The sequence below is a fragment of the Streptomyces sp. NPDC093795 genome (assembly GCF_044764665.1).
Taxonomy (GTDB): Bacteria; Actinomycetota; Actinomycetes; order Streptomycetales; family Streptomycetaceae; genus Streptomyces.
In genome coordinates this window covers 621,183-647,930 of record NZ_JBIWIO010000003.1, presented here as the reverse complement: position 1 = coordinate 647,930, position 26,748 = coordinate 621,183, and the positions used below count along the sequence as shown (strand labels likewise).

The window sequence follows — 26,748 nt, the reverse complement described above, 5'->3', positions numbered from 1 at the left end:
GCCCGCCGCCCGACACGCCCCAAGAGGCACCCGGGTGAGGGCTGTTCGCGGGGCGTCCGGATGATGACTGTCATGATCCCTACATCTCGTGTCGCCGGCACCTCCCGGCGCAGTCTCCTCGCCGCCCTGACCGCTACGGCGGCCGCGGTCCCCCTCGCGTCGCTCACCGCCTCCCCGGCACGCGCCGCGCAGGCGGGCGCTCCGGCCGCCGCGCCCGCCGCGGCTCCGCTCGCCGCCCCCGTGACCGGGCTCGGCGGGCCCAGATCCGCCGTCACCATCGCCTCTCTCGGTGCCGACTGGTTCGGTTCCGTGGCTCTCGGCGCGCTCGGTGTCGGCGTGCTGGCCGGCACCCCGGCCCGCACCGAGGTCACCTCCGGCGGCAAGCGCGTCGCGCTCCTGACGCACGGCGCCCGCACGGTGGTCCTCCCCGGGCCCGAGCGCACCTTCACCGAGGACAAGCGGCTCTTCATCGACGACTTCCAGCGCACCCTGCCGGACCTGGCGGTCCCCGAGGCCGACCGTGTGTACTGGGGCACCGCCCCCGAAGGCGGTGGCTGGACCACCCTCGGCGGCTCCGCCACCGACTTCTCGGTGACCCCCGGCGCCGGCGTCATCAACCTGACGACGGACTTCGCGAGCCGCCACGCCAGCATCCGCGACGGTGAGATCACCGATGTCGACGTGCGCTCGGTGGCCAGGTTCGACAAGGTACCCACGGGCCAGGCGTGCTCGTACGCCCTGTCCTTCGGCTACCAGGACTCGCACAACAACTACCGGGCCCGGCTGTCCTTCACCACCACGGGGGCCGTCGAACTCCGCGTCGAGAAGGAGGTCGCCGACGCCGTCACACAGCTGGCACCGGCCGTCACCCTGGCCACCGGAGTCCCCGCCGGCACCAACTGGGCCATACGGGTCCGCCGCGAGGGAACCAGGATCCAGGTCAAGGCCTGGCGTACGGCCTCCGCCGAGCCCGACGCCTGGGCCACCGAAACCGACGACTCCACGTTCGCCAAGGGCCGGGTGGGCCTGCGCGCCCTCGCCAACGACGGCTGCACCAACCTCCCGGTCAAGCTGACCGTCAGCCGTTTCGAGGTCACCGACGCCACGTGGGACGCGCCGCCGACCGTCACCCACAGCGACTGGGTGCGGGTCCTCGACCAGCCCTTCGACGGCACCTGGACCCCGGCCGTGGAGACCCAGATCCGCGCCTGGGCCGGTTCGACCGCGCCCGACGTACTCGCCTACGCGGCCATGTTCCTGCCGGGCGCGCCGAAGGTGACCGCGGGCGCGGGCACCGCCGCGGGCAAGCAGGTCCTGGGGGAGGCCGGCTACGGCTACCTCGACCCGCAGGGCAACCGCTACGAAGGCGCCGACTTCCACGAGTACATGAACCTCGGCTGGACCTTCCCGGACGGCACGTACACCGGCCCCTCCAGCAAGCAGATCGGCAACCTGGACTGCTCCGGCTACACCCGGATGGTGTTCGGCTACCACCACAAGGTCCCGCTGGCGGCCGGCGCCGACACCTCCGGGACCCGGCTGCCGCGCAAGTCCCGTGACATGGTGGACCACGCGCCGGGGGTCCGTATCGACCGGACGGCCGGTGGCACCCCGCCGGCCGCTGTCCTGCTGCAGCCGGGCGACCTCGTCCTCTTCAACGCCGACTCGGGTGACGACGGCGCGACCGTCACGGTCGACCACGTCGGCATCTACCTGGGCAAGGACGCAAACGGCAAGCGCCGCTTCCTCTCCAGCCGCAAGACCGGCAACGGCCCGACCATGTCGGACCTGGCGGGCTCCTCCACCCTGGACGGTACGGGCACGTACGCCACGAAGCTCCACACCGTGCACCGGATCTGACGCACGGGCCCGTCGTCACCCGCCGGGCCCACACGCTCCCCGGCTCGGGCACGGGACGTCGCGGCACGCGCCCTCGTCCGTGCCCGCGCCGCGGGAATCTTGTTCTCGCAGGCCAGAGGCATGAGGTTATTCCCCGGAACCCATCGGAGTTCCCATGGCAGCCATTGGATTCCGCATTGGAAAGCTCTCCGGAACGGGACTACGTTCGAGGACATCGCCACCCCGACGGTCTCGGACCGAGGCGCCGGGTACGCGATCACCGCCCCTCGGGCCGGACCCTGGCCCGTACCTCCCGGGAGAACCCACATGCCCAAGATCCTTTTCGTGATGACCGGCGCCGACCACTGGACCCTGGCCGACGGTACGAAGCACCCGACCGGCTTCTGGGCCGAGGAGGCCGTCGCCCCGTACGAGGCGTTCACCGGCGCCGGGTACGAGGTCGTCGTCGCCACCCCCGGCGGTGTCGTCCCCACTGTCGACAGGAGCAGCCTCGCCCCCGAGTTCAACGGCGGCCAGGACGGCGCCGACAAGGTCGCCGCCACCCTCGACTCGATCACCGAGCTCCAGCACCCGCTCCGCCTCGAGGACGTGGACCTGGCCGACTACGCCGCCGTCTTCTACCCGGGCGGCCACGGCCCCATGGAGGACCTCGCCGTCGACCCGACCTCCGGCAGGCTGCTGGTCGACGCCCTGAACTCCGGCAGGCCGCTGGCCGTCGTCTGCCACGGCCCCGCGGCACTCCTCGCCGCGACGGACGCCGACGGCGCGAACGCCTTCGCCGGGTACCGGGTCGCCGCTTTCACCAACGACGAGGAGACCCAGTCCGGTTTCGCCGACAAGGCGAAGTGGCTTCTGGAGAGCCGTCTCGGTGAAGCCGGCGTGAACGTCCAGGTGGGCGAGCCGTGGGTTCCGAACGTGGTCGTCGACCGCAACCTCATCACCGGCCAGAACCCCTCTTCCTCCGCCCCGCTCGCCGCCCAGGTCCTCAAGGCCCTGGCCGGCTGACGCCATCGGTCGGGTGGCGACACCGGTCGGACGCCCTCGACCGGGGTCGTCGCCTGTCCGTGACGCTGCCCGCCATAGGGAACACGTAGGCTTTCCGCGTGAGGCATACGGATCCTGATGGGGCGACGGGTGGAGCGCGGCCCGCCGCGGCGCCGGTGGCGGACCTGAATCTGCTGCGTACCTTCCTCGCGGTCTACCGCTCCGGTTCGTTCACCGCCGCCGCCGGGCTCCTCGGCCTGTCGCAGCCCACGGTGACCACCCAGATCCGCGCCCTGGAGCGGCAGTCCGGCCGGGAGTTGTTCGAGCGGCTGCCACGCGGTGTCGCCCCCACCGCCGTCGCCCATGATCTCGCTGCCCGTGTCGCCGCCCCTCTCGACGCGCTCGCCGCCGCGGGCGGCCACGAGTCCGCACCCCACGAGCGGGCCGCCCCGGTGCACCTGGCCGGCCCCGCGGAACTGCTCTGCACCCGCGTCCTCCCGGCCCTGGCCCCGCTGACGGCCGAAGGGGTACGGCTCCGCGTCACGCCGGGCCTGACCGAACCGCTCCTGGACGAACTCCGCGCGGGCCGCCACGACCTGGTGATCGCCACGTTCCGGCCGCGCGGGCGCGCCCTGACGGCCGTACCGCTCATGGACGAGGAGTTCGTGCTGGTCGCCGCACCCTCCTGGGCCGACCGGATCAAGGACCGGCCGGCCGAGGAGGCTCCGGCGGCGCTGCACGGGATCCCGCTGATCTCGTACGCGGAGGACCTGCCGATCGCCCGCCGTTACTGGCGGCACGTCTTCGGCGCCCGGCTGTCACGGCCTGCCGCCGTGACCGTCCCCGACCTGCGCGGTGTCCTGGCCGCGGTCACCGCCGGAGCCGGTTTCGCCGTCCTGCCGCGCTATCTCTGCGAGGCCGAACTGGCCTCCGGAGCCCTCGTCCTCCTCCACCGTCCGGACGACCCGCCCATCAACACCGCCTATCTCGCCCAGCGCCCCGGCCGCCCCGCCGACCCGGACGTCACCCGCGTCCGTGACCTGCTGATCGAGGCCGGCCGGGCCTGGTGACCCGCCCGCCTCGGCTCACCCCGTGCGTACGGGACGTGGCTCGACGGCGTCTGCGGCGGCGTGGCGCCAGGCGGATTCGCGGAGCAGCCGCAGGCCGTTGAGGCCGACGAGGACGGTGGAGCCCTCGTGGCCGAGGACGCCGAGGGGCAGCGGCAGGGTGCCCAGGAGGTCCCAGAGCACCAGGACCGTGATGAAGGATCCCGCGATGACGAGGTTCTGCACGACCAGGCCCCGGGCGCGGCGGGAGAGCGCGACGACGGTGGGGACGGTGGCGAGTTCGTCCCTGACGATCACCGCGTCGGCGGTCTCCAGGGCGAGGTCGGAGCCGGCGCGACCCATGGCGATGCCGGTGTGGGCGGCGGCCAGGGCGGGCGCGTCGTTGACGCCGTCGCCGATCACCAAGACCTTGCGTCCGGCCTTCTCCTGGGCCTGGACGGCGGCGACCTTGTCCTGCGGCAGGAGTCCGGCCCGGACGTCGGTGATGCCGACCGCCGCCGCCAGGCGGGCGGCGGCGCGCGGGTTGTCGCCGGTGAGGAGCGTCGGCGCGGTGCCGGTCAGGCCGGTGAGGGCCGCGACGGTGGCGGCAGCGTCCGGGCGGAGGCGGTCCTCGATGCCGAGGAGGCCGGCCGGTGCTCCGTCCACCTTGACGAGTACGGCGGTGTGTCCGCCCGCTTCGAGTTCGGCCGCCACGTCGGCGGCGCGGGTGGAGAGCGGGTCGTCGGCAGGGTCGTCGGCGCCGTGCAGGAGCCGGGCGGGGGCGCCGACCTGGACCGTTCGGCCGGCGACGGTGGCGGTGACTCCGATGCCGGGGGTGGAGCCGAAGTCCTCGGCCGGCGCGAGCCGATGGCCGCGGGCGTGCGCGGCGAGGACGACCGCGCGGGCCAGCGGGTGCTCGCTGGGGTGTTCGGCGGCCGCCGCGAGGGCGAGGAGCCCGTCCTCGTCCAGGTCGTCCGTCGCCGGGTCCGGTACGGACAGCAGGCGGACAGCGGTGACCCGCGGGGTGCCCTCGGTCAGCGTGCCGGTCTTGTCGAGGGCCACCGCGTCGACCTGTCCGAGGCGCTCCATCACCACGGCGGACTTCACGAGGACGCCGTGCCGGCCGGCGTTCGCGAGCGCCGAGAGAAGCGGGGGCATGGTGGCCAGGACCACGGCGCACGGCGAGGCGACGATCATGAAGGTCATCGCGCGCAGCAGGGAGGCGGTCAGGTCGGCGCCGAACGCCAGCGGGATCAGGAAGACGGCCAGGGTGGCCGCGACCATGCCGAGCGAGTAGCGCTGCTCGATCTTCTCGATGAACAGCTGCGTGGGCGCCTTGGTCTCGGAGGCTTCCTCGACCATCCGTACGATCCGGGCGATCACCGAGTCGGAGGCGTCCCGTCCGACCGCGACCCGCAGCACTCCGTTGCCGTTGAGGGTGCCCGCGAAGACCTCGTCCCCGGTCTCCTTGGCCACCGGCAGGGGCTCGCCGGTGATGGTGGCCTGGTCGACCTCGCTCGCCCCCGACAGGACGCGTCCGTCGGCCCCGATCCGCTCACCGGGGCGGATCACGATGACGTCCCCGACCACCAGGTCCCCGGTCGGCACGCTCTCCTCTGCGTCGGCGCCGTCGGCCGCGTCGGCGTCCAGGATCCGGGTGGCGGTGGCCGGGGCGAGGTCGAGCAGGCCCCGTACCGAGTCCTCGGTACGGGCGGTCGCCACCGCCTCAAGGGCTCCGGAGGTCGCGAAGATGACGATCAGCAGAGCCCCGTCGAGGACCTGCCCGATGGCGGCGGCGCCCAGGGCGGCGACCACCATCAGGAGGTCCACGTCCAGGGTCCTGCCCTTCAGCGCCTTCAGGCCCTCCCACGCCGGTTCCCAGCCACCGGTGAGATAGGTGGCGGCGAAGAGCGGGCCCCACGTCCAGGCGGGGGCCCCGAGGAGGTCCAGGGGGAGGCCGGCCAGGAACAGCAGCAGGGCGGCCAGGGCCCAGCGGGCCTCCGGCAGCGCCAGGACGCGGGTGCGCCGCCGGGCGTTCCCCGGGTCGGCTGACGGGGGTGCGGGCTTGGTCAGGGTGGAGACCATGACAGAGGGAGTCCCTTCACGGGAGGAGTCGTACGCCCACACCGTACAGGAACACTTGAACATCCATTCATGTGTTCATTTCCGTAGGATGCTGCCATGGGCCACGGAGTGAACGCACCGGACAGCAGCGCGGCACCGCGCACCCGTCTGACCCCGGAGAACGCGCAGCAGGTCGCCACCACGCTCCAGGCGCTCTCCACGCCGTCGCGGCTCCTGATCCTGGCCCGTCTCCGCGAGGGGCCCTGCGCGGCGACGGAGCTCGCGGGGGCCGTCGGCATGGAGCAGTCGGCCTGCTCCCATCAGCTGCGCCTGCTCCGCAACCTCGGTCTCGTCACCGGCACCCGCGAGGGCCGCTCCGTCGTCTACGCGCTCCACGACGACCACGTCGCCGGCCTCCTCGACCAGGCCCTCTACCACGTGGAACACCTGCGCCTCGGCGTGACCGGCACGGCCGCCGGGGCGTGACGCCCGGCGTGTGGGCGTCGCGGCAGGCGCCCGGCGTGCGGGCGTCACAGCAGGCGCGGTCAGCGCGGTCGGGTTCGTCGGCGTCGGTCAGCGGAGGGTCGGGGCGTATCTGTGGAGCGCCGCCACGGTCTCCATCCGCTTCGTCACCGGAAGAGCGGTGCCCACGGCGGCGCTCACGGTGATCAGCAGGGTCGTCGTGCTGAGGGCGAACCTCTCGGCCGGCCCGTCGAGCACGAGGAGCGTGACGACGGGGATGAGGGCCACAGCCGTCATGCACAGCGCGGCGGCGAGTCCGATCCGCGACTGGACGTAGGCGATGTACTCGGCGGTCGGCCGGCCCGGGCGGATACCGGGGACGAAGAGCCCCGCCCCCTTCAGTCGGTCGGCGAGTCCGGCGGCGTCCGGCTCGATGCCCGCCCGCAGCCACGCGTGCGCGAAGACGACCAGGACGTACACGGGCAACAGCCAAGGCCCCACCGGCGCCGGCACGAGGAGCAGCAGCGACGCCGGGATCATCACGCCGAAGCCGCCCTGGCCGCCCCTGACGGGTACGTACGTCGGCGTGGGACCGTGAAGGCGGCGGCCGATCATCCGCCGCGCCTGCTGTACCGGGATGCGCCGCTCCCCCTGCTGGACGGTGACGACGACCACCACCATGACCACGAGGGCGACGGCGACGAGAAGGAGGACGACGGCGCCCCGCGTGCCTCCGGTCTCCCGCGCGGCGCTCAGCACCTGGTCCGGGACGACCGCGGCGATCTGGGCGAGGAAGAGGATGGAGAACCCCTCGCCGACGCCCCGGGCCGTGATCAGTCCGGCCAGCAGGACGACGACCGCCGTACCCGCCGTCATACAGGCCACGAGGGCGATCTGTACGAGCAGGCCGTCCGCGCGCGCGTGGAGCGGGGACGAGTCGCCCGGGGCGCAGACGCCGGTGAGCGGGACACATCCGCCGTCGGTCACCGCCACCGCCACCACCCCGGCGAACACGGCGGCCAGGATGACGGCCACCCAGCGGGTTCCGCGCGCGATCACGGCGGCGCCCTCCTCGCCGGCGGCCTTGAGAGACCGCATACGCGGGACGAGCGGGCCCACGACGTCCACGACGAGGCGGGCGGCGATGACGGGCGCGATCCCGAACGCGAACACCGAGAGCTGCCCGAGCCCGCCGCCGGTGAGCAGCTCGACGAGGCCGTGGAGTGGTGGCCCTCCCCCGTCACCCGCGACGGCCTCGGCCGGCGCCCCGCCGCGTACGCCCGGCAGGGGCAGGTTCTGCCCCAGCCGGAAGACGACGACGGCGAGCACCGTCCACAGCAGTTGCTTCCGCAGCGCGGAAACGCGCAGCACTCGTGCCCACATGACCGACTCCCCCGTCCGTCCTGCCGTCACCGGGGCCGGATGTTCACCCCACCGAACGCTCTCTCTTGTCAGACGTGGAGTCAACTCCCTTACGGAGCAAGGGCGTCGCCGCGCGCGCCACGACGAGGAGGAAGAGTCCGCAGGCCGCGACGAGCAGCCATCCGGGACGGGTCGCGTCGGCGAGTCCCGCGGGGTCGACGCCCGCGACCAGGCCTCCGGCGACGGCGATGCCGACCGCCGCGCCGACCTGGCGGGCGGTGGAGGTGATCGCGCCCGCCACTCCGGCGCGGGACGGCGGCAGGCCGCTGACGGCGGTGTTGGTCAGCGGGGCGTTGGCGAAACCGAACCCGATGCCGACGAGCAGGAAGGCGAGGAGGATCAGCCATACGCTCGTGTCCCGGTCGAGGTTCACCAGACACAGCCCGCCGGCCGCGGTGAACCCGCCCGCGAGCATCAGCGGCAGCCTCGCTCCGCGCCGCCCCACCAGGGTGCCGGACCAGGGCGCGCACAGCGTGGCCCCGAGCGCCAGGGGCAGGGTGACGGCGCCGGTCGCGAGCGGGGTCCAGCCGCGGGCGTGCTGGAGGTGGAGGGTGTTGAGCAGCAGGGTCACGTTCAGCGCGACGAACACCGCCGTCGCCCCGAGTACGGCCGTGACGAACGGCGGCCGGCGGAAGAGGCCGAGGTCCATCAGGGGGTCGTCGCGGCGCAGTTCGACCAGGACGAAGCCGGCCGTGGCCGCCGCGGTCAGGACGTAACCGGTGAGGGCCAGGGGTGACGTCCAGCCGATGCGGGGCCCTTCGATGAGGAGGCCGACGGAGAGACCGAGGATCACGGTGAGGAGCGCCGTACCCGGCAGGTCGAGGCGGCGGGCACGCTCCCCTCGGGACTCCGGCACGAAGACGGCGACGAGGACGAGAGCGGCGAGGACCACCGGCACGTTGATCCAGAACACGGAGCGCCAGCCGAACGCGGCGATGAGCGCCCCGCCGGTGACGGGGCCCGCCGCCATGCTGAGGCCGAAGACCGAGGCCCACACCCCGATCGCGCGGGCGCGTTCCCGGGGGTCGGGCATCGCGTTCACCACGATCGCCAGGGCCACCGGGCTCAGCATCGAAGCCCCGATCCCCTGAACGGCCCGGGCGGCGACGAGCGCGCCGAGGGAAGGGGCGAGGGCGCACGCGAGGGAGGCGAGACCGAAGACGAGCAGTCCGCACCGGAAGACCCGGCGGCGCCCGAAGCGGTCCGCGAGGGCGCCGGAGACGATGAGCAGGCCGGCCATGACCACGGTGTAGGCGTCGACGACCCACTCGAGACCGCGGGTGCCCACGTCGAGGCCGCGCCCGATCTCGGGCAGCCCCACGTTGACGATGGTGGTGTCGACACCGACCAGGAACATGCTGAGCGCGCAGACCGCGAGCACCGTCCAGCGCCGGCGTGGGCTCAGCGGAACGGGTGGCACGGGTGGAGCGGACAGGGACGTGGTGAGCACGGGAGTTCCCCCTTCGACTTCGACGCGACCGGACGCCGCCAGGTTCGGGCGGGGGAAGGGCCCGGGACCAGGAACTTTGCGAAGACTGCAAAATGGGCGCATGGACGCCGAACTCGCGGAACTCCTCGACAGCATCGGGCCACGGCTGCGCGCCCTGCGGCACGACCGCGACCTCACCCTCGAAGCCCTCGCGGAGGACACCGGGATCTCCGTCAGCACGCTGTCGCGCCTGGAATCGGGCCGGCGGCGGCCGACCCTCGACCTCCTCATCCCGCTAGCCCGGGCCCACCGCGTGGCGCTCGACCAGTTGGTGGCGGCCCCGGCCACCGGCGATCCGCGGGTCCATCTGACACCGCGGAGCCGGGAGCGGGGAAGCGTGCTCGTCCCGCTGACGCAGTACCCGGGCCGCGTCCAGGTCTTCAAGCAGGTCCTCGCCCACCGCGAACCGAAACTGGTGACCCATGCCGGTTACGAGTGGCTCTACGTGCTCGCCGGGGAGCTCCGGCTGATCCTCGGGGAACGTGAGGTCGTCCTCCGGCCGGGCGAGGTGGCCGAGTTCGACACCGGTGAACCGCACTGGTTCGGACCCGCAGGCCGCGAAGCGGTGGAGATCCTGCACCTGTTCGGCCCTCACGGGGACCAGGCCGTGATCCGCACGAGGCCGTGATTCGCACCAGGCCGTGGTCCGCACGGGTCCGGCGGCGAACGGCTGGGGGGCGCCTCGGCAGTCGCCTCGACGGCCGTCGGCAGGACGACGGCCCGGAGGGACAGTGGCCGGGTGGCCGTCGTTCCTCCGGGCACGTGCGTTCTTACGGATCGGTACGGGTCGGTACGGGTCGGTCTCCTCCGACAGAGGGGTCAGAGAAGGCCCTCGTCCGTCCGGCCGCGGCGCTCACGGAGTTCGTCGGACGCCTCGGCGTCGTCGACGGCATCGGTCTCGATGTCGATCCGCTCCTTGCGGACCTGGCCTGCGACCGTCTCCTCCTCCGTGACCTCGTCCGTCCGCAGGCTGACCCGCTCGACGGGGACGGCCCGGGTCTCGACGACCGGGCGCTCCTCGTGGAGGGTGACCTCGTGTTCGGCCTCGGAGATCTCGGGTCCGGTCAGAGCCTGGTCGCGGTTCGCCTCGGTGATGGGCTCGCGCTCCACGCGGACTTCCTCGTGCCTGACGGGGATGGTCTGCTGGACGTCCTCGGTGACGACGTACTTGCGCAGCCTGATGCGGCCGGTCTCGACCTGTTCGGTGCCGACGTGCATCTGCTCCTCGGAGCGGGTCATCGAGTCGTCGCCCGTGCGTGCCGTGCCACTGTCTGCACGGGCGCGGGCGCGGGCGGCGTCGCCGTCTCCACGCCGGGCGGTGTCGGTGTCCGCCATGCCGTGCGCCCAGCCGCCGTCACCGGGCTGGTTCGCCCGCTGCCAGGCCTCGTCCCAGGCGATGCCGTAGTGCTCGTACAGGCGCCGTTCCTCGTGGGTGGACAGATGACCGCCGCCGTCCACGTCGACGTGGGGGGCGTCCTTGATCCGTTCCTTGGGGTACGGGACCTCCAGGTGGTCGTCGACCATGGACGCGTCCTTGATCGGTACGAACGACTCGCTGGTGCCGAACAGCCCGGTCTTGACGGTGACCCATTCGGGGCGACCGGTGGCGTCGTCGACATAGACGTGCTTGGCGTCGCCGATCTTCTTGCCCTGGGCGTCGTAGACCGGGTGGTCCACCACCGCGGGGATCTGTTCCTGGGCGATCATGATGGCCCTCCTGATTCTGTCGCGGTCACCGCGCGACTTTCCGTCCCCGGGCGATGAAAACACCCATATCCCACCATATTTGGTTGATTCATAACCGGTTGAGCACTCAACACCCGGCCTGGGCGCCGGAGTGAAGCGAGCGCGCGTCAACGGGCACCCGGCCGGGCATGGAGCGAGGCCGGATCATAGGCTGCGGGTATGCCCAGAACTTCACCCCACATCGCCTTCGACGCCCTCCTCTCCGGCAACAAGCGCTTCGTCGCGGGCACGGTCGAGCATCCGAACCAGGACGCCGCCCGTCGTACCGAGCTGGCCCCCGGTCAGGACCCGTTCGCCGTCGTCCTCGGCTGCTCCGACTCGCGCCTCGCCGCGGAGATCATCTTCGACCAGGGCCTCGGGGACCTGTTCGTCGTCCGGACCGCAGGCCATGTGCTGGGGTCCGAGGTGCTGGGAAGCGTCGAGTACGCCACCAGCGTGCTCGGCGCCCGTCTGGTCGTCGTCCTCGGACACGACTCGTGCGGCGCCGTCGCCGCCGCCCGCGCGGCGGTGGAAGACGGCTTCTCGGCCGGCGGCTTCGTCCGTGACGTCGTCGAGCGCGTCACCCCGAGCATCCTCGCCGCCCGGGCGGCCGGTCTGACCAGCGACAGCGACATCATCGACGAGCACATCCGGCACACCGTGGACCTGCTCCTCGACCGCTCCCGTCTCCTTTCGCAGCAGGTCGAGGCCGGGGAGATCGCCGTGGTCGGTCTCGGCTACCAGCTCACCGAGGGCAGCGCCCGCCTGGTGACCTCCCGCGGGGACATCACCGGAAGCGACGACGACGCCCTCGACGCGCCGTAGCCCCCCCGGTAAACACCACCCACCGCCCGCATCTGACCCGGCGTCGCTCTTCTCCGGACTCCGGATGGCGCGGCGCCGGTCGGGCCCTGTCCTCGGTGCGTGGCCGGGAGCCCTGCCCGCGTAACCTCGCCGCGGAGGACGTCGGCGTTGCCAATACCGCCGCCGCGCCTCCGTCGAAGCGATGCACTCCGCGATCCCCCCCATCGTCCTCGGCCAGTACCCCGATCCTGACGGAGTCATCGCCACCGACAAGGCCGCCAGCCCCGACCTCCTCACCGTCTGAGCTCCTCAAGCCACCCGGTAGGCCTTAGGCCAGGCCTCATCATGCGACTGCCGGGGCCCGGCTGCACCACCTGGCATCAGCCCAGCACACCTAGGCCGCTTCTTATGGATCACTGGACAAGTACCGAGCTACCGGTGATGTCATGGATCCATGCGACCTGAGCATTGTGTGACCAGGAACCACATCGAGGTGTGGCATGACCGTGCGCTGCCGTCAGGACCTGAGCGGATCGGGTTCTGGACGGTACTGCGCGGCTCGCTCCTGCCGGTCCTTGTCTGGACTGGAGTGTCGTGCTTCACGTACTTCGTCTACAACCCGGTCGTGACGATGGTCCTTGGCGGACTCTTCGCCTTGTCGTTCGGCGTGGGATTCGGGCTGCGCCGCAGGGCAATGCACTCGGTTCGCTGCAGCGCCTACGGTGCCCTGGGCGGAGTGCTCGACAAGTCCATGGCCGGGTTCTGAGCCGTTTCGGCGCAGGCCGCCTGTCGTTGTCTTGAGCGTGTCGACCGACGCCCAGTGGGCCAGGATCGAGCCCCTGCTGCCGGACCGGACTCCTCGCCGAGGAGGGCGGTGGCGTGTTCACCGGCAGGTTATCGATGCCGTTGCCGATGGACCTGCCTGGGGAGTTCGGCTCGTGGAAAGGCGCCTACAGTCGTCTGCGGAACTGGGCGATTGACGGGACCTGGGAACGGGTGTTCACCGCCCTGCCGGCTCAGGCAGATGCCGATGAGGACCTGAGCTGGGTGGTGTCTGTCGACTCCACGGTCGTTCGAGTGCATCGAATCAGGCGAGGCAGAACTCGTTGCCCTCGATGTCCTGCATCGTGATGCACGACTCGTTGACGCCATCGGCCCGCTGCGTCAGCACGTGTTTCGCGCCGAGCGCCATCAGCCGTGCGCATTCGGCCTCGAGTGTGGCCAGGCGCTCATCACCCACGAGCCCTGTGCCGACCCGCACATCAAGATGCACCCGGTTCTTGACGACCTTGCCTTCGGGAACCCGCTGGAAGAGCACGCGCGGGCCCCCACCCGAGGGATCAGCGCACGCGAAGTAGACCTCGTCCTCAGGCGGCAGCGACTGGTGGTACTCCTCCCACGTGGCAAAGCCCTCCGGGGCTGCCGGTACGACGTACCCCAGCACCTCGCACCAGAAGGCGGCGAGGCGCGCAGGTTCCGCGCAGTCGAAGGTCACTTGGAACTGCCTGATCGTTGACATCGGCGCACGATAACAGGGGCCCTGCTCATCTCCCCGGGCGGGTGGATCCACACGTTGCCGGGAGGACGGCCCATGCCATCCGCTGCTGTGTCGTGCGGTCACAGGGGGGAACCGACGTCGGCGCCTCTTCCAAAGGTGGGGCCCAGGATCCGATCTCAGCCGACCACTCTCGTGCCAAAGATCAGTTATGGGACAGGCCTTGGACGGTGCCTCACGTGGCGATCTCGCCCGCTGCGAGGCCGTAGGCGCTGAGGCGGGCACAGCCGTCAGGACGACCAGCTGAGCCGACCATTCACGACCGCCGGGAGAGACGTGGGCATCTCGTCGGTGACCCAGGCGAACTCCAGGGCCGCGAGCGTGGCTCCGCGGTCCGTCCATACGAGGATCTCGCCGACGTAGTTGCCGGACGAGTTATGGACATGCGCATCGACGGGCACGAGCTCTGTCGGCAGTGCTGCATGTTCGCAAGGTTCCCGGACCTGTAGGACAACGCTCACGGAATCGGGTCCCCAGACGGCGGTCACCTTGGTGCGGTCCAGTTGACTTCGCAGTTGCGAGGCGCCGACGAACTCCGTCGACAGGATGTGTTCGAGTACTGCGCGCTCGTCGGCGTTCAAGGAGCGCGGGTCGATGGAAAGAGGGGCCATGCGCCCATTCTGAGGTGGCGGGGCAACCAGCCCAACGCCTCCACCGGCCGTCGCCGGGGTGGCCGGCGACGGCATCGTGACCGTTCATGGGTGGGGATCTGTCGCAGCGGCTCGTGCCGGATGATCTATGGGCCATGATCGAGCCGGTACTGCCGTCTTTCCGTGGCGGACTCGACTGGAGTTCCGTGATCGCCGATGCCGCTTCGGTGCGCGCGAAAGGGGTTCGCTGACGGGGCCGAATCCGGTCGACCGAGGCAAAGCGGGCAGCAAACTGCACGTTCTGACCGACGCGCAGGGGCTGCCTGTGGTCGTCGGGGTGTCTGCCGCGAACGTCAACGATGTCCAAGCGCTTCGCCCGCTCATCCGCGGGATCCCGGCCGTCCGCTCGCACCGCGGCCCTCGTCGGCGACGTCCTGACGAGGTTCGTGCCGACAAGGCGTACCACTCGGCCGGCAACCTGGCGTGGCCGCGCGAACGCCACATCACTCCACGGATCGCCCGGCCGGGCGTGGAGTCCTCCGAGCGCCTCGGAAGGCACCGATGGAAAATCGAGAGGGCGATCTCCTGGCTCTTCGGATACCGCCGTCTGACCATCCGGTACGAACAAAGGGGCAGCCACTTCCTCGCCTCGGGGCGCGGGTGTGGCGACCGGTCGGCCGTTCGCGGAGGGGCAGAGAGCGGCACTGACGAAGAGGGGTTCCCGCCGTATCGTCGTCGACGGTGTCGAGCGTCGCTGGCGGGTGAGCAGGAACCGCCGGTGCTGTGAATACCACCTCGGCACCCTGGGCTACGTGGTGGAGGATGCGACCCGCCCCGGGACGGCACTCGTCGTGGAGACCGGTCGACCGGCCGCCATGGAACCGGGCCCGGTGCCGGCCGAGCCCGTCCTGCCACGCGAGTCGCCGCGGGAGTCCGGGCCGCGCGGTCGAGCGGCTGGACGCCCCGCTCCGACGGCTCGCCGTTCGAGCCTGGTAGCCGGCGGTGTTGAGGTAGACCAGGTGGTCGCCGCGGCGTACGGGCCGCGGGAAGCCGATCTTCCGCCAGGTGACCAGGTCGCTCTCCAGACAGGTCGAACCCGCGACACAGGCCGGGAACAACTCGTCCGCGGCCGGCTGGGCGGACATCAGCAGCGGGTCGGGCAGGTAGTCGCTGTTGAACCACTGTTCGGAGAGGCTGAAGCTGCTGCCCGCGACGGTGACGATGGCGTACCCGTCGGTGTCCCGCCGGTCGTCGACCTGCTGCACCCGGTACACGGTGAATCCGGCCTGGTCCAACAAGGCCCGGCCGGGCTCGACCACGAGGCGGACGCCGCTGCGTTCCGCCTTCGCCGCCAGGCTTTCGTCCCCGTCGACCGGGTGCGTCATGATCGCGCGCACGGCCTGGGCCGGGGACTGTCCCCCGTACGGATAGAAGTCCTTGAAATCCTTGGCCGCGTGGTAATCGGCCGGCCTGTTCTGCTCAAGGAACTCGTCCCAGAGCCGCGGCTCGACATAGCGAACCGGCAACCCGCCGCCGATGTTCACCAGTTCCGCGGAGAGCGAGCCGCGCCGCCGGGCGTCGAGGCAGTGCTCGATCATCTCGTTCGCCGCAGTCGCGCGTTCCGCTGTGGAATAACCGTTCAGGTGGAACGAGAATCCCCGGAGGCTGATGCGGTCGGCGAGTTCCACACACAGACCGACAGCGGCCTCTCTTTCAGCGGCGGAAAGCCCGAAGCGACTTGCCGGCTGCCCGACCGTCCGGGACCTCAGCAGCACACTCGCCTGCCGTTGCGCGAGCCGAGCGGTCGCGGCAAGCCTGCGGAGTTCACTGATCGAGTCGACGGCGACCAGACAGCCGTGCTGCACGGCAAGGGAGTGCAGCGTGTCGCCCTTCTCCGGACCGGAGATCCCGATCCGGTGTCCAGGAACCCCGCCGGCCAGGGCCCTGACCAGTTCGGGAGCGCTGGCCACGTCGATCCCGATACCGAGGGAAGCGGCCGACGTGACGAAACAGTCGGCTTTGTTCGCTTTCTGTTGGCGGAGTGCACTTGTTTCCGTAGCTGCGGTATTCCAGTGCCAAGGCGCCAGGGAAGCCGCTTGCCATCACCTGTCCTCGGGGCAACCAGCTGTGGTCGGGTAGCGCGGTAGTTGGCCGCGCAGAGAGCGGTGGCCCGGCAAGCCCCCTTCGGGTACGTCTGAAGTCCGTCGCTAGGCTCCGGGCCCATGACCAGTGATTTGGGGTTCACCTGCGCGTGCTGCGGGGCCCACCACCCTGAGCTGCCGATGAACTACACAGCCGAGGCCCCCGCCGTGTGGGATCCAGCCTTCGCCGGCGCCGACGACTGCTTGCTCTCTACGGACCAGTGCGTGGTCCGCGGGCAGCACTACTTCGTAAAGGGCCTGATCGAGATACCGATCATCGGCAGTGACGAGGTGTTCTCCTGGGGCGTCTGGGTCTCGCTCAGCCGAGAAGGCTTCTCCCGGGCCTCAGATCTGTGGGATAGGCCCGGCCGCGAGGCCGAGAAGCCGTACTTCGGCTGGCTCACCACCGATCTTCCGGTGTACCCAGCGACGACGCTCAACCTGAAGACGCGCGTTCATACCCGTCCGGTCGGCGAGCGCCCCTTCGTCGAGCTGGAGCCCACCGACCACCCCCTCGCCATCGAGCAGCGCACAGGGATCAGCCTGGAGCGCGTGCGGGAGATTGCGTCAACCGTGCTCCACGCCGGTGATGGCGAGCAGCGGTAATGGCTGACCAGCCCGTATCGCCCGTCCCGATCGCGCCTGCCGGCCTGAGCCGCAGGGCCCAGCGGTTCATCGAGACGGAGGGCATCCGCGTTCGCCGGCAGGACTTCCGGCGACACCGCGACGCGTGGCTCGAGCACGGGATCCCCGCTACGGAGATCGAACGGGCCACTGCCTTCCAGGACCGCTGGGGCGGCCTCGCCCTGCCACCGGCCCCGTTCTACGAGGGCGGTCCGCGCGTCCTGGACGCCGGCTGCCCCGAGGAGATGCCCGCAGAAGGCTGGTCGTTCCCGGCAGGGGACTGCCGGGTGTCCATGGCCTACAGTTTCGTGATTGGCCCCGACGGTGCGTTCGGTATCGACGCCTACCGCTGGACGCCCCTGCATGCCAGCACTGACGGATGGGTGGAATCCCTGGCGCTCGCCGCTCATGCCCGCCGCTGGGCCACAACCGTCACAAGAGTCACGCGCAAGGCCGTCGATGCACTGGATCTCGGTGAATTCGAGCCAGTGCCCGAAGTACAGGGTGTGACCGACTCTTGGTGGCGGGGCAAGGACTCCCTCATCGCCGTGTACCGGGGTGAGGCTGTGGGCCTTGATGCCCCGCAATGCCTCGAAGCGCACATCTACGGGGGTCTCGACGAGTGGGGCCTCTACGACGGCTGACCTGCGGGCCTTGGATCTGAGCACGTACTTCGGCACAAGTGCCAACTGCCATACTCGGCCCTGTTCTCGTATAGCTACGGCGAACGGACATGTAGCGCTGAGGAACTACACGGGGCTGCGGCCGCGTAGCTGTAGGCCGGGATCACTGCATTCCCGCCCTGTCGCAGCCGCGCTCCTGCCACACTGAACGCCCCTTGCCACTACTCCACTTCACTCGAGGGCACACGATGACCGACGGACCACAGAAGCCAGCAGACGGCGCCGAGACCAGGCCGCCGCTGCGTCGGCGTATCGCCGCCCGCTGGGACCGCCTGGGCCCCGTAGGCCGGGCGGCCGTGGCCGTCGGCGCGATGACGGTGCTCGCCGGAGGGATCGCCGTCCTCGCCCGCGCCCGCTCGAGCGCGCCCGACACTGATGTCGACGACTTCGAGGCGTGGGCCGACGAACTGGCTCTGGAACCCGGCGAGTACGTCTTCGACTGCCTCGAATGCGACGGTGAAGGATCCATCCAGGTCGGCCAGGAAGACGACGAAGCACCCGCCGGCTACTCCCTCGTGTGGGACACCTGCGAGGACTGCCACGGCGAAGGCACCATGAGCTACGACGAGAACGAGGCCGCCGAAGCGATCGATTGCGGACGCACCCCGCTCAAGCGGCCGTAGGTACGTAAGGGCCGTCAGAGCGCCTACCCGCTGCCTCTCACCGCACCAGGTAGGTTCCGGCCATGGCTTCGTACGAAGATCACGTGCTGCTGGAGGCCACGCGTTTCCGCCGCGCCATCGAGGACGCCAAGCAGGCCGGCGACCTCGACGCACCACACCCAGGGTTCCGGGACTTCCCTCAGGGAAGCTGCGGCGCGGCCACGGTCATGCTGTGCACCTACCTCGTCGAGCGGGGTCTGGACGGCTGGCTGTATGCCTGCGACAAAAGGGAGAACCCGCACGAGACCCACGCCTGGGCAGAGCGGGAGGGCCTTGTCGCCGACATCACCGCCGCCCAGTTCCCCGAGCACGGGACCGTGTACGTCGGCCCCCGGACGCCGTGGTTCGACACGTGGGAACCCTCATACGGTCCGCCCAAGGTCGACCGGGTCGCCCCCGACGACGACTACATGGAAGGGCCCGCGTACCGGGCGATCCTCCGGCACCTGCCCTAGTCATTCGCCCCACCCCTCGCCGTCACTCATTCAGCTCAACGAGGCGGCCAGAGCGGAGAAAACGAGGGTTATGGCAGCTACTCAGCGCTACATGTCCGCTCGGCGTAGCTATACGAGAACAGGGCCTTCTCACTCACATCAGGGCAAGGGAGGGGCTAGCTCTGTTTCGCGGCGGCAAGGCAAGATCGACTGTGTGATACGCAATCCTCACGATGATGCCGAGTTGCTGGCCTTGGTTCGCCGCTATGTCACGCCCGAGCGGCGCTACCTGAAGCTCGGCGGCGGCTTGCTGCGCATGGAGAATCCTGCATGCGGCCGATTCATGCGAGATCTCCGTGAGGACGCGGGACTCATCACCGCAGATGAGATCGCCAAGCTTCTTGAGGGCGGCTGGCGAGAGCGGAGGACTGCGGCTTGGCTCGTAGCTGTCTCACGCCGGACCGAGTTCCGGGAGCGCCTCGGATCACTCCTGCTGGCCAGCGAGGTCTGCTGCGTTGGACTGGCCTACAGCGTGGCCCTGGCCAGTTTCGGAACGGCGCACGACGCTGATCTACTCGCTGCCTACCTTGATCGCTACCTCCGTCGCCCTGACCTCGGATACGACCAGACCGTCGTTATGGGCGCTCTCCAGTTCATCGACCTGAACCATGGAAGTAGTCAAGCCGACCGCTTCCGGCAACCGGGGGGTCTATGGCAGCAATGGCTCCAGGATGCACCTCACATGCAGGGCGACTCGGATCCCACCCCCTACTTCTTGAGCCTCATTCGTCGGCTTTGCGCGTTCGTCGACGAATGTGTAGAGACACCATGACCGTACCCGTCTCGTGGTGGTCTTCCTTGACCATGGCCGCCTCCTGGGGGAGTGGTCAGATCTGTGTGCGGGACGCGATGTAGTCGAGCCAGTCGCGTCTGGCGTATCCGGTCCAGCGGGTGGCGTCGCTGATGCTGGTGCCGGTGAAGTCTGCGAGGACGGACGCCGGCAGGTCCGTGGCCAGCGCGAGACGAGCGTTGTTGCGGCCGGCGCGAGGCGCGATGCCGTGTCGGCGGAGCTTCAAATTGAGGTAGGTGGCTCCAAGGGGGCGGGCGGGCTCCTGGCCGGGGAACAGCCACGGTGTTGTGCTGGCTGTCTGATCGAGCTGCCAGCGCGCCTGGCACTGGTCGCGTTGCGCACGGACCAGTTGGGCGACTTCGGGCGGCAGCGGAAGACGATGGCCTGCGAGGTTGAGCGCCACCATCGCGTTGTCGTCCATGACGTCGCGCACGGTGAGTCCGAGCAGTTTGGTGTGCTGCAGCCCGAAGAGGAGCGTCAGGGCACCAGCCGTACGAACATCGAGAGGCAGAGAATCGTCGCCGAGACACCGGTGCAGCTGCTCGGCCTGCTCCTCGTCCGTCATGAAGACGCTGGGGACGGCGATGCGTGCCCGGGGAACTACGAGCTCGCCGACAAGGCCACGACCTCGCGCCCAGGTGACGAAGGCACGCACCTCACGACGTTCTCCAGTTCCTTCCTCCAGCCACATCTCGAGTTCCGGCTGTGTGAGTTCCCCGAGAGCGGTGCCGTGCTCGTCGAGCCAGTCAAGCAGTTCCAGGGCCCGGCGCAGCCGCGATCGCATCTGGTGTTGTGTGCTGGCGCGTAGCGGGTGGTGCCGGTAGGCCCGGCGGATGCGGTGGAGCAGATACCAATGGGTAAAGGGGGTGACGAGCTGCCGCTGAGGGAGCGGTGCCTGGGCCAAGAGGGCGTCCGCCCAGCGGGGCAGGGCCTCCAATCGTTCGTCGCGCGGCGGCAGAACCGCGGCGGCGACGAGGACGTCACGGATGTAGCGAGTGGTCGGCGTGTTGGGTAGATCGTCGAGTTGTTCGTGGGTGATCTCCTCATCGGAAATGGCTAGCTGGGACAGGAGGGCGGGCACTCCGGCGCGGGTCAGCCAATGCGCCACTCTGCGGGGGCGTCCTGCGGCGGCGAGAGCCGAGTGGAAGTTCTGCCGCTGTGCGGGGACCGTTGCGTCTTGTCCACCGAGAGCTTCAGCCAGTTGTTTCGTGGCGAAGCAGCGGGTGCACAACTGCTCGCGGAAGATCCTGTCGCTTGTGCCGCAGCGCTGGCACGCGTAGGTGAGGTCGACTCCGGCGCAGGGTCCGCAGATGCTGGCCCCTGCTTCGGTGGAACCGATGAGTGGACGTCGCTCTTCACACTGAGCGCAGGTGCCGGGGCGTGCGCGCACTGCCGCGTAGCAGTGTTTACAGACCGGGCCCATCGGCCAGTAGGCGTGGACAGGACGGTCGTGGAGACAGCGTGCGCATGGGCTCGTAGGGCGGGGACAGCAGCTCTGGCAGAACGGCTTGCCCGCCACCCTGCGCGTGCAGGTCCGGAGCCGGCCGCAGGAGGAGCAGGCAACCGGCGGAGCGCTATAACAGCGGGAGCACAGATCGGGCCTACCGTCGCCACCGCGCCGGTCGACCGTGCGTACTTCTCCACAGCTGCCGCAGCGCCGTTCAGGTTGTCGGTAGCAGCGCCGACAGACCGGACCGTCCGCCGAGATCGCTTGGACCGGGGCTTGAGCTCCGCACCCAACGCAGGTGCGCTCAGGGCGTGGGTGGCACCCCTGACAGCGGACACTGCCGTCGGGCATACGGGCGGTCGCGCGGCGTACGCGCCCGCACTGCCCACATGCGGTAGCAACGTGCTTGCCATAGCAGGTGCCGCAGAGAGGGCCGTTCGGGCCGCTGCCGTTGATCCTCATCTGGCGGCCGCAGCCTGAGCAGGTCTTCGGCGACCGCACCCTGTAGGCGCAGCTCGAACAGCAATGCCCGGCCGGGAGGCGATGCGTGAGCTCGCGCGAGATCTTTCCGCAGCCGGCGCACGTCGGCAGGGTGACCGGGCCGTGTCCGGAAGCCACCAGGGCGTAGGCGAGCCTCACCAGATTCTGTGGAGGTGTCGGGCCCGGATTCGTCAGGGCATCTTGATGCTGCTGGAAGTGGCGGGCAAGGCCGACACAGGAACGTACTGTGATCTTCCCGCGTTCCAGTGCCTCCGCAGCCTGCTCGCCGGTCACCCCCGTGAGCTGGGAGGTGAGGTATGCGACGACCTGTCGATGCGCCTCGTCGAGGCGGAGGGGAGCGGTCATTCCGCGCTAGGGCGCCGGATCGTCGTGCGACGCGCCTGCGGCCGGGAAACTGGCTGCTCGCCGGCAGTCTTGCGCACCTCAGCGTTGGTGACTTCCACCCGGATTAGGTCGTTGGGCTCACACGCGAGGATGTCGCACAGCGCGGCGAGCGTGTCCATGGACAGCCTTCGCGGTGTCTGGGTCACGAGACGAAAGACCTGCTCACGCGACAGATGCACGCCGCGTTCGGCCAGCAGCGGGACCAGTTCCGTGGTCTGGAACATGCCCTTCTCTGCCATACGGATCCGTAGCTGCCAGTCGATGCCCATCTTCCTGATCACGTTTCCTGCCCCCATAGATCGCCATGCCGGGCTTGCAGTGAGCGTCGCAGCAGCCGGTTTCGATACTCATCCGAGACGTGGCTGTAGATGGCCGTGGTGCTGGCGTAGGCGTGGCCGACCTGGTCCTGGACGAACTTCTCTGGATAACCGAACTCGATCAGATGGGTCACGTAGCTGTGGCGCAGCGAGTGCAGGTCCAGCTCCTCGGGCAGGTCTGCGGCCCGGCGTGCTGTCTCGAAGGCGTCGTTCAGCCGTCTCAGGGACATCCGGTCGCGGCGCTCGGTGATCCAGAACGCCGGGTGCTTGCCCGGCACGAAAGCGGGGCGGACCTCGCTGACGTACTGGTCGAGAACGTCCACGACCCAGTCCATTTCCGGGACAGTCAGAACGCGGCGGCGCTTGGGGGGTCCGCCCTTGGAGGACTTGCCGTGACGGACGAAGATCGCCCCGAAACGGCCGTAGTCAGCGACCTTGGGATTCCGGCGCAGGTCGCACAAGTCCAGGCCGCAGGTTTCCTGGCGCCGCAGGCCGAAGGCGTAGACCGTCTTCAAGACCATGGCGTCGCGAAGGGCCGCGAGCGAGCCCTTGCGCCGTCGTGCGCGGATCTCCTCGACGCGGCCGTCGGCGGCGTCGAAAAGGGTCTGGACTTCGTCGTAGGTGAGCGGACGACGCTCGGCGGCTCCCTCGTACTCGCTGGTGTGAGTGATCGTGTTCCACTCGTGCAGAAGCTGGACCGGAGCCCGGCCGAATCGTTCGTTGCACGTGGACGGCCAGCCGTAGCGGCTGTCGGTGATGTAGTCGAAGAACAGCCGAAGGTCGTTTTGGTAGTTCCGTGCGGTCGATACCGCCAAGGGCCTGTCAGGCCGCCGGGTACGAAGATCGTCGAAGAAGGCCTCCACCTCGGCGGGGTCCCATTGCCACGGGTACTCATTGGTGAAGCGAGCCAGTCGACGGACCAGCGCGATCCGGGGTTGGATCGTCGACTCTCTCAAGAAGCGTGTGCGCTGTTGCAGAGCCCAGCCCTCCAGCATCGCTTCCAGGACCGCGGGTTCGGGGTCCAGGTACACGACTCCGTCAGCGAGCACCAGGTGCGCGGCTCCTGGCATATCAACGACAGCACTCATGATGCATCTAACGCATCATCGTTGAGTCGGTAACGGGTGCCTGGTCAGCGCATCCCAACCAGCCACCGACCCGGCGTTAACCTAGGCACCAGCTGCAGCTCAGCAAGTTGGCCCAGCGCGCCATGTGTTGCATCCAACGCAATACGGCAGCCTGTTGGCGAAAAGAATGTCGGCAGTGGCACCCGCCTCGGCGAACGCCTGGCGGAGTCTGACGACGTTCTCCTCGAAGATCTCGGGCAGCACGATGTGGAGCGGTGACCCCAGGCCGTCCAGAAGGTCGGCCAGCAGGACGCGGTGATCCGCCAGAAGCGTGGAGACCGTGGGATGCCGGAGTGCGGTGAGCGCGAAGGGCCGGACTCCGACCATCGAGCGCTCCAGCACCTGTTGCGAGATGAGCACCCCGTACTTCTATACGATTATGACACTCATTTTCAATAGAGCCATGGAGAGCGTCTCACTCATGGGGTTCAAAAGGTGTGCAATCACTACGAATCACTTCACGGCAACCACCGTGGACGGCAAGCCGTTCGACGCGAAGACCCTCGCGGGCACGCCCACGGCGCTGTGGTTCTGGGCGACCACCGTGGACCTGCGCGTGACGCTCGCCTGCATGATCGAACCCAACCCGGGCCGACGCGGCCTGCCCGGCCGCTACAGCTGCGCGTCGCACGGTCTACGCTTCGCTCTCAAGGGGTCCGCCGAGTCCGCCGATGCCTGCCAGGCTCCTGGCCGAGCAGGCCGTACACGAAACCGAACGGATCGTCTCCACCGCCGCCTCGCCGCCGCCTTGCTCGCGGCGCGGCGACTCCAGCACGTCACGGGCGAAGACCGGGTCGTGCAGATCGCCCAGCTGCTGCCCCGACTGATCGCCCGCCGCACCCGCGACCCGCTGTTCCTGGCTGGGTCCTCGCCCCTCTCCGCGAAGGCGGCCGCCCCGTACCCGCCGCCGTCCACATCGGCGGCTGCCACCTCGCCGGGCGGCACACCCGGCCCCTCACCCGCGACGAAGCCCGCCGCGCCCTGGCCGAGGGCGGCCTCCCGGCTTGCGACATCTGCGGCCGGAATCCGACCTCGGCCTCCTCGGCTGAGCAGGAGCTGCGAAACGCGCTTCCCAGGTCAGGGGGCGGTTTCGTCCTCCGTGGGCTCTTCGAAGTGGACGGTGCCGTGCTCGTCGAGGCGCGGGTGGAGGGCCTGGGGGCCATGGGTGTTGATGTCGGACGGGCGCGGGCCTTCCGGTCCGTCGTGGCCCCAGCGCAGCAGGCGGCGGGCGCGGGCGATCCGGGAGACGGTGCCGTGGACCTCGACCTGGTTGAGATTGCCGGCGCGGAGCCGTTCCGTCGCCTCGGCGAACACCGCCAGCTCCACGGCCGCGGGGCTGGTGTTCTCGGCGACGACGGTGCGGGCGTCGACGTCCGGCTCGGCGTCGAAGGGGATCAGGCCGCGCTGCCGCGGCTCCCACCAGCTCAGCGAGAAGGCCAGCGTCCGGCGGGCGTCGTGGGCGGTGGCCTGCAGGCCGCTGCCCGGCGTCCAGGGCTCGGCACCGGACCGCTCGACGATCAGGAACGCCGCCGGCATGAGCATCACGTCGGGGTGAGACTCCAGAGCCCGCGCGGAGTCGTGCAGTACGGCGTCGGGAAACCTGGCGCCGGTGTAGGCCAGGGAGCGCAAGGACAGCCGCTCCGCCGCCTGGAGAGGCGAGAGGGGTGCGTCAGGGTCCAGGACGAGGCCGTCGTCGACCCTCGGGCTGAGGGCGCCGGAGCCGGGGCTCCAGTCAGGGGTGAGGGGTTCGGGATCGGTGGGTCGTGGTGTTTCGAGGTCGCCGTACGCGTCGGCGGCCGCGTACTCCTCGGCCCGCACCACCCGGTAGCGGGTGTCGAGCACGGTGAGCTCGTCGACGTACTCCTTCTCCAGCCGGGCGACCGCCGCCAGCAGCGCCCGCCGCTCCGCCGGGCTCTTCGCGTCGTCCTTCGCCCGGAACCAGAGCAGCGAGTTCAGCCCGTCGCGGGCCTGCTGCGGACAGCCGTTGGTGACTTCGACGACCACCCGCCACCGCGGTCCGTCGTCCTCGCTCTGCGCGGCCACCCCGAACAGCGGGCCCCGTACGACCAGATCGCTGTGGCTCACCGCCGCGTCGGCGGCGTCGGCCTCCACCGCGGCCTCCACCGGCCCGATCAGATGGTGCGGGCCGCGGCGGCCGTCGACAGCGGCGCCGGGGTGTTGTTCGTCGTCAAGAACTACACCGGCGACGTCCTGAACTTCGAGATGGCGGCGGAACTCGCGGAGGACGAGGGCATCCAGGTCGCCAAGGTCCTCGTCGACGACGACGTCGCCGTCACGGACAGTCTCTACACGGCGGGCCGGCGCGGCACCGGCGGCACGCTCTTCGTCGAGAAGATCGCGGGCGCCGCCGCCGAGGAGGGCGCCCCGCTGGAGCGGGTGGAGGCGATCGCCCGCCAGGTGAACGCGCGCTCCCGGTCCTTCGGCGTGGCCCTCGGCGCCTGCACCACCCCCGCCAAGGGCAGCCCCACCTTCGATCTCCCCGACGGGGAGCTGGAGTTGGGCGTCGGGATCCACGGCGAACCGGGTCGGGAGCGGCGGCCGATGATGACCTCACGGGAGATCGCGGACTTCGCCGTCGACGCCGTCGTCGAGGACCTCCGACCCTCCGGGCCGGTGATCGCGCTGGTCAACGGCATGGGCGCGACCCCGCTGCTCGAACTGTACGGCTTCAACGCCGAGGTGCAGCGCGTACTCGGCGAGCGGCGCGTGCCGGTGGCCCGTACCCTCGTCGGCAACTACGTGACCTCGCTCGACATGGCCGGCTGCTCGGTGACGCTGTGCGAGGTCGACGAGGAGCTCCTCCGCCTGTGGGACGCGCCCGTACAGACGCCCGCGCTGCGCTGGGGCCGGTGAGACGAGGGATGGGAGAGGGGACCGACATGACGGAGACCTTCGGCGCGGACTTCCTGGTGCGCTGGCTGGCCGCGGTCGCCGAGGCCGTCGACCGTGAGGCGGACCGGCTCACCGAGCTCGACTCCGCCATCGGCGACGCCGACCACGGCGCCAATCTGAAGCGGGGGTTCGCCGCCGTCACCGAGACCCTGGCGAAGGAGCCGCCGGCCACGCCGGGCGCGGTGCTGACCACCGCCGGACGGCAGCTGATCTCCACTGTCGGCGGCGCGTCGGGACCGCTGTACGGCACGCTGCTGCGCCGTACCGGCAAGACGCTGGGCGACGACGAGCGGGTCACCCGGGTGCGGTTGGCGGAGGCGCTCGGGTCCGGCGTGGCGGCCGTCTCCCAGCTGGGCGGCGCCCAGGCCGGCGACAAGACGATGCTGGACGCCCTCGTCCCGGCCGTGGAGGGTCTGCGGGAGTCGTACGCGGCGGGCCGCGCCGCCGCCGAGGAGGGCGCCCTCGCGACCGTACCGCTGCGGGCGCGCAAGGGCAGGGCCAGTTATCTGGGCGAGCGGTCGGTGGGACACCAGGACCCGGGGGCGACCTCGTCGGCGCTGCTGTTCGCCGCGCTCCACGACACCGCGCGGACGACCGCGCGGACGGAGGGGGCATCGTGAGCGCAGCGCTCGACGCCACCGCGCGGACGACCGCGGGTACGGAG

Annotated in this window: 26 protein-coding genes and 3 pseudogenes; 17 read left to right on the top strand and 12 right to left on the bottom strand. The window is 70.2% G+C overall.

The annotated features are described in order from the left end of the window. Positions 1 to 72: 72 nt before the first annotated feature. The 3 genes from ACIRB7_RS11775 to ACIRB7_RS11765 all read left to right on the top strand — a co-directional run bounded on the left by ACIRB7_RS11775 (position 73) and on the right by ACIRB7_RS11765 (position 3,914). Positions 73 to 1,860, top strand: coding sequence for an NlpC/P60 family protein (locus ACIRB7_RS11775; RefSeq protein ID WP_403595885.1), 1,788 nt, complete (start codon positions 73 to 75; stop codon positions 1,858 to 1,860). A 306-nt stretch (positions 1,861 to 2,166) separates the two neighbouring features. Continuing rightward, positions 2,167 to 2,865, top strand: coding sequence for a type 1 glutamine amidotransferase domain-containing protein (locus ACIRB7_RS11770; protein WP_403595882.1), 699 nt, complete (start codon positions 2,167 to 2,169; stop codon positions 2,863 to 2,865). Positions 2,866 to 2,963: 98 nt separating this feature from the next. Next, positions 2,964 to 3,914, top strand: a complete 951-nt coding sequence (locus ACIRB7_RS11765) for a LysR family transcriptional regulator (RefSeq protein WP_403595879.1) — start codon at positions 2,964 to 2,966, stop codon at positions 3,912 to 3,914. Between the two features lie 15 nt (positions 3,915 to 3,929). Here ACIRB7_RS11765 and ACIRB7_RS11760 read toward each other — a convergent pair whose 3' ends face one another. After that, a complete protein-coding gene (locus ACIRB7_RS11760; protein WP_403595876.1) occupies positions 3,930 to 5,975 on the bottom strand; it encodes a heavy metal translocating P-type ATPase in 2,046 nt (681 codons plus the stop codon). Positions 5,976 to 6,071: 96 nt separating this feature from the next. Here ACIRB7_RS11760 and ACIRB7_RS11755 point away from each other — a divergent pair, with 96 nt between their 5' ends. Continuing rightward, positions 6,072 to 6,440, top strand: a complete 369-nt coding sequence (locus tag ACIRB7_RS11755) for an ArsR/SmtB family transcription factor (protein WP_403595873.1) — start codon at positions 6,072 to 6,074, stop codon at positions 6,438 to 6,440. 87 nt (positions 6,441 to 6,527) lie between these two features. On the opposite strand, the gene ACIRB7_RS11750 is transcribed toward ACIRB7_RS11755, so the two are convergent. Beyond that, positions 6,528 to 7,799 carry a preprotein translocase subunit SecY gene (locus ACIRB7_RS11750; RefSeq protein ID WP_403595870.1) on the bottom strand — a complete coding sequence of 424 codons (1,272 nt, stop codon included), beginning with the start codon at positions 7,797 to 7,799 and terminating at the stop codon, positions 6,528 to 6,530. Between the two features lie 43 nt (positions 7,800 to 7,842). After that, the gene (locus ACIRB7_RS11745) at positions 7,843 to 9,288 is read right to left on the bottom strand and encodes an MFS transporter (protein ID WP_403595867.1); all 1,446 of its coding nucleotides are present in this window, start codon (positions 9,286 to 9,288) and stop codon (positions 7,843 to 7,845) included. A gap of 100 nt (positions 9,289 to 9,388) precedes the next feature. On the opposite strand from ACIRB7_RS11745, the gene ACIRB7_RS11740 reads away from it, so the two are divergent. Next, positions 9,389 to 9,955, top strand: a complete 567-nt coding sequence (locus ACIRB7_RS11740) for a helix-turn-helix domain-containing protein (RefSeq protein WP_403595864.1) — start codon at positions 9,389 to 9,391, stop codon at positions 9,953 to 9,955. A gap of 191 nt (positions 9,956 to 10,146) precedes the next feature. On the opposite strand, the gene ACIRB7_RS11735 is transcribed toward ACIRB7_RS11740, so the two are convergent. After that, the gene (locus ACIRB7_RS11735; protein ID WP_403595862.1) at positions 10,147 to 11,034 is read right to left on the bottom strand and encodes a DUF2382 domain-containing protein; all 888 of its coding nucleotides are present in this window, start codon (positions 11,032 to 11,034) and stop codon (positions 10,147 to 10,149) included. 198 nt (positions 11,035 to 11,232) lie between these two features. Here ACIRB7_RS11735 and ACIRB7_RS11730 point away from each other — a divergent pair, with 198 nt between their 5' ends. Further along, positions 11,233 to 11,877, top strand: coding sequence for a carbonic anhydrase (locus ACIRB7_RS11730; RefSeq protein WP_403595859.1), 645 nt, complete (start codon positions 11,233 to 11,235; stop codon positions 11,875 to 11,877). A gap of 472 nt (positions 11,878 to 12,349) precedes the next feature. Further along, on the top strand, positions 12,350 to 12,622 hold the full coding sequence (locus ACIRB7_RS11725; protein ID WP_403595857.1) for a hypothetical protein: 273 nt from the start codon (positions 12,350 to 12,352) through the stop codon (positions 12,620 to 12,622). Between the two features lie 321 nt (positions 12,623 to 12,943). Here ACIRB7_RS11725 and ACIRB7_RS11720 read toward each other — a convergent pair whose 3' ends face one another. Next, on the bottom strand, positions 12,944 to 13,375 hold the full coding sequence (locus ACIRB7_RS11720) for a VOC family protein (RefSeq protein WP_403595854.1): 432 nt from the start codon (positions 13,373 to 13,375) through the stop codon (positions 12,944 to 12,946). Between the two features lie 266 nt (positions 13,376 to 13,641). Further along, positions 13,642 to 14,022, bottom strand: coding sequence for a hypothetical protein (locus ACIRB7_RS11715; RefSeq protein WP_403595851.1), 381 nt, complete (start codon positions 14,020 to 14,022; stop codon positions 13,642 to 13,644). A gap of 86 nt (positions 14,023 to 14,108) precedes the next feature. Between ACIRB7_RS11715 and ACIRB7_RS11710 the strand changes: the two genes are divergently transcribed. Beyond that, positions 14,109 to 14,252, top strand: coding sequence for a hypothetical protein (locus tag ACIRB7_RS11710; RefSeq protein WP_403595849.1), 144 nt, complete (start codon positions 14,109 to 14,111; stop codon positions 14,250 to 14,252). 74 nt (positions 14,253 to 14,326) lie between these two features. Then, positions 14,327 to 14,572 (top strand): annotated as a pseudogene (locus tag ACIRB7_RS11705) (transposase); the annotation flags it as partial. On the opposite strand, the gene ACIRB7_RS11700 reads toward ACIRB7_RS11705, so the two are convergent. Beyond that, complete coding sequence (locus tag ACIRB7_RS11700) at positions 14,505 to 16,088, bottom strand: hypothetical protein (RefSeq protein WP_403596219.1); 1,584 nt, start codon at positions 16,086 to 16,088, stop codon at positions 14,505 to 14,507. The pseudogene ACIRB7_RS11705 and the gene ACIRB7_RS11700 overlap by 68 nt on opposite strands. A gap of 195 nt (positions 16,089 to 16,283) precedes the next feature. On the opposite strand from ACIRB7_RS11700, the gene ACIRB7_RS11695 reads away from it, so the two are divergent. The 5 genes from ACIRB7_RS11695 (at position 16,284) to ACIRB7_RS11675 (ending at position 19,377) form a co-directional block, all read left to right on the top strand. Then, positions 16,284 to 16,748 carry a DUF2199 domain-containing protein gene (locus tag ACIRB7_RS11695; protein WP_403596217.1) on the top strand — a complete coding sequence of 155 codons (465 nt, stop codon included), beginning with the start codon at positions 16,284 to 16,286 and terminating at the stop codon, positions 16,746 to 16,748. Then, complete coding sequence (locus ACIRB7_RS11690; protein WP_403595846.1) at positions 16,748 to 17,410, top strand: hypothetical protein; 663 nt, start codon at positions 16,748 to 16,750, stop codon at positions 17,408 to 17,410. The genes ACIRB7_RS11695 and ACIRB7_RS11690 overlap by 1 nt, the downstream gene beginning before the upstream one ends. Positions 17,411 to 17,637: 227 nt before the next feature. Beyond that, positions 17,638 to 18,072 (top strand): hypothetical protein, encoded by a 435-nt coding sequence (locus ACIRB7_RS11685; RefSeq protein WP_403595844.1) that lies wholly within the window; start codon positions 17,638 to 17,640, stop codon positions 18,070 to 18,072. 62 nt (positions 18,073 to 18,134) lie between these two features. Further along, a complete protein-coding gene (locus tag ACIRB7_RS11680; protein WP_403595842.1) occupies positions 18,135 to 18,566 on the top strand; it encodes a hypothetical protein in 432 nt (143 codons plus the stop codon). 193 nt (positions 18,567 to 18,759) lie between these two features. Next, positions 18,760 to 19,377, top strand: a complete 618-nt coding sequence (locus tag ACIRB7_RS11675; protein ID WP_403595839.1) for a DUF6000 family protein — start codon at positions 18,760 to 18,762, stop codon at positions 19,375 to 19,377. Positions 19,378 to 19,432: 55 nt separating this feature from the next. On the opposite strand, the gene ACIRB7_RS11670 is transcribed toward ACIRB7_RS11675, so the two are convergent. The 4 genes from ACIRB7_RS11670 to ACIRB7_RS11655 form a co-directional block, all read right to left on the bottom strand. Then, positions 19,433 to 20,503: a hypothetical protein gene (locus ACIRB7_RS11670; protein WP_403595836.1), complete on the bottom strand. Its 1,071-nt coding sequence runs from the start codon at positions 20,501 to 20,503 to the stop codon at positions 19,433 to 19,435. Between the two features lie 1,181 nt (positions 20,504 to 21,684). Continuing rightward, positions 21,685 to 22,008: a helix-turn-helix domain-containing protein gene (locus ACIRB7_RS11665; RefSeq protein WP_403595833.1), complete on the bottom strand. Its 324-nt coding sequence runs from the start codon at positions 22,006 to 22,008 to the stop codon at positions 21,685 to 21,687. Next, entirely contained in the window at positions 22,005 to 23,132 is a 1,128-nt protein-coding gene (locus ACIRB7_RS11660; protein WP_403595830.1) for a tyrosine-type recombinase/integrase, read from the bottom strand. Before ACIRB7_RS11660 ends, ACIRB7_RS11665 begins: the two co-directional genes overlap by 4 nt. Before the next feature lie 99 nt (positions 23,133 to 23,231). After that, positions 23,232 to 23,531 carry a hypothetical protein gene (locus ACIRB7_RS11655; protein WP_403595827.1) on the bottom strand — a complete coding sequence of 100 codons (300 nt, stop codon included), beginning with the start codon at positions 23,529 to 23,531 and terminating at the stop codon, positions 23,232 to 23,234. A gap of 75 nt (positions 23,532 to 23,606) precedes the next feature. On the opposite strand from ACIRB7_RS11655, the pseudogene ACIRB7_RS11650 reads away from it, so the two are divergent. Continuing rightward, positions 23,607 to 24,179: pseudogene (locus tag ACIRB7_RS11650) on the top strand (DUF6233 domain-containing protein); the annotation flags it as partial. Positions 24,180 to 24,248: 69 nt separating this feature from the next. On the opposite strand, the gene ACIRB7_RS11645 reads toward ACIRB7_RS11650, so the two are convergent. Then, positions 24,249 to 25,283, bottom strand: a complete 1,035-nt coding sequence (locus ACIRB7_RS11645; RefSeq protein ID WP_403596214.1) for a DUF5954 family protein — start codon at positions 25,281 to 25,283, stop codon at positions 24,249 to 24,251. 15 nt (positions 25,284 to 25,298) lie between these two features. On the opposite strand from ACIRB7_RS11645, the pseudogene ACIRB7_RS11640 reads away from it, so the two are divergent. Both ACIRB7_RS11640 and dhaL read left to right on the top strand, forming a co-directional pair. Further along, positions 25,299 to 26,045 (top strand): annotated as a pseudogene (locus tag ACIRB7_RS11640) (dihydroxyacetone kinase subunit DhaK); the annotation flags it as partial. Positions 26,046 to 26,071: 26 nt separating this feature from the next. Then, positions 26,072 to 26,704 (top strand): dihydroxyacetone kinase subunit DhaL, encoded by a 633-nt coding sequence (gene dhaL, locus ACIRB7_RS11635; RefSeq protein ID WP_403595825.1) that lies wholly within the window; start codon positions 26,072 to 26,074, stop codon positions 26,702 to 26,704. Positions 26,705 to 26,748: the final 44 nt, after the last annotated feature.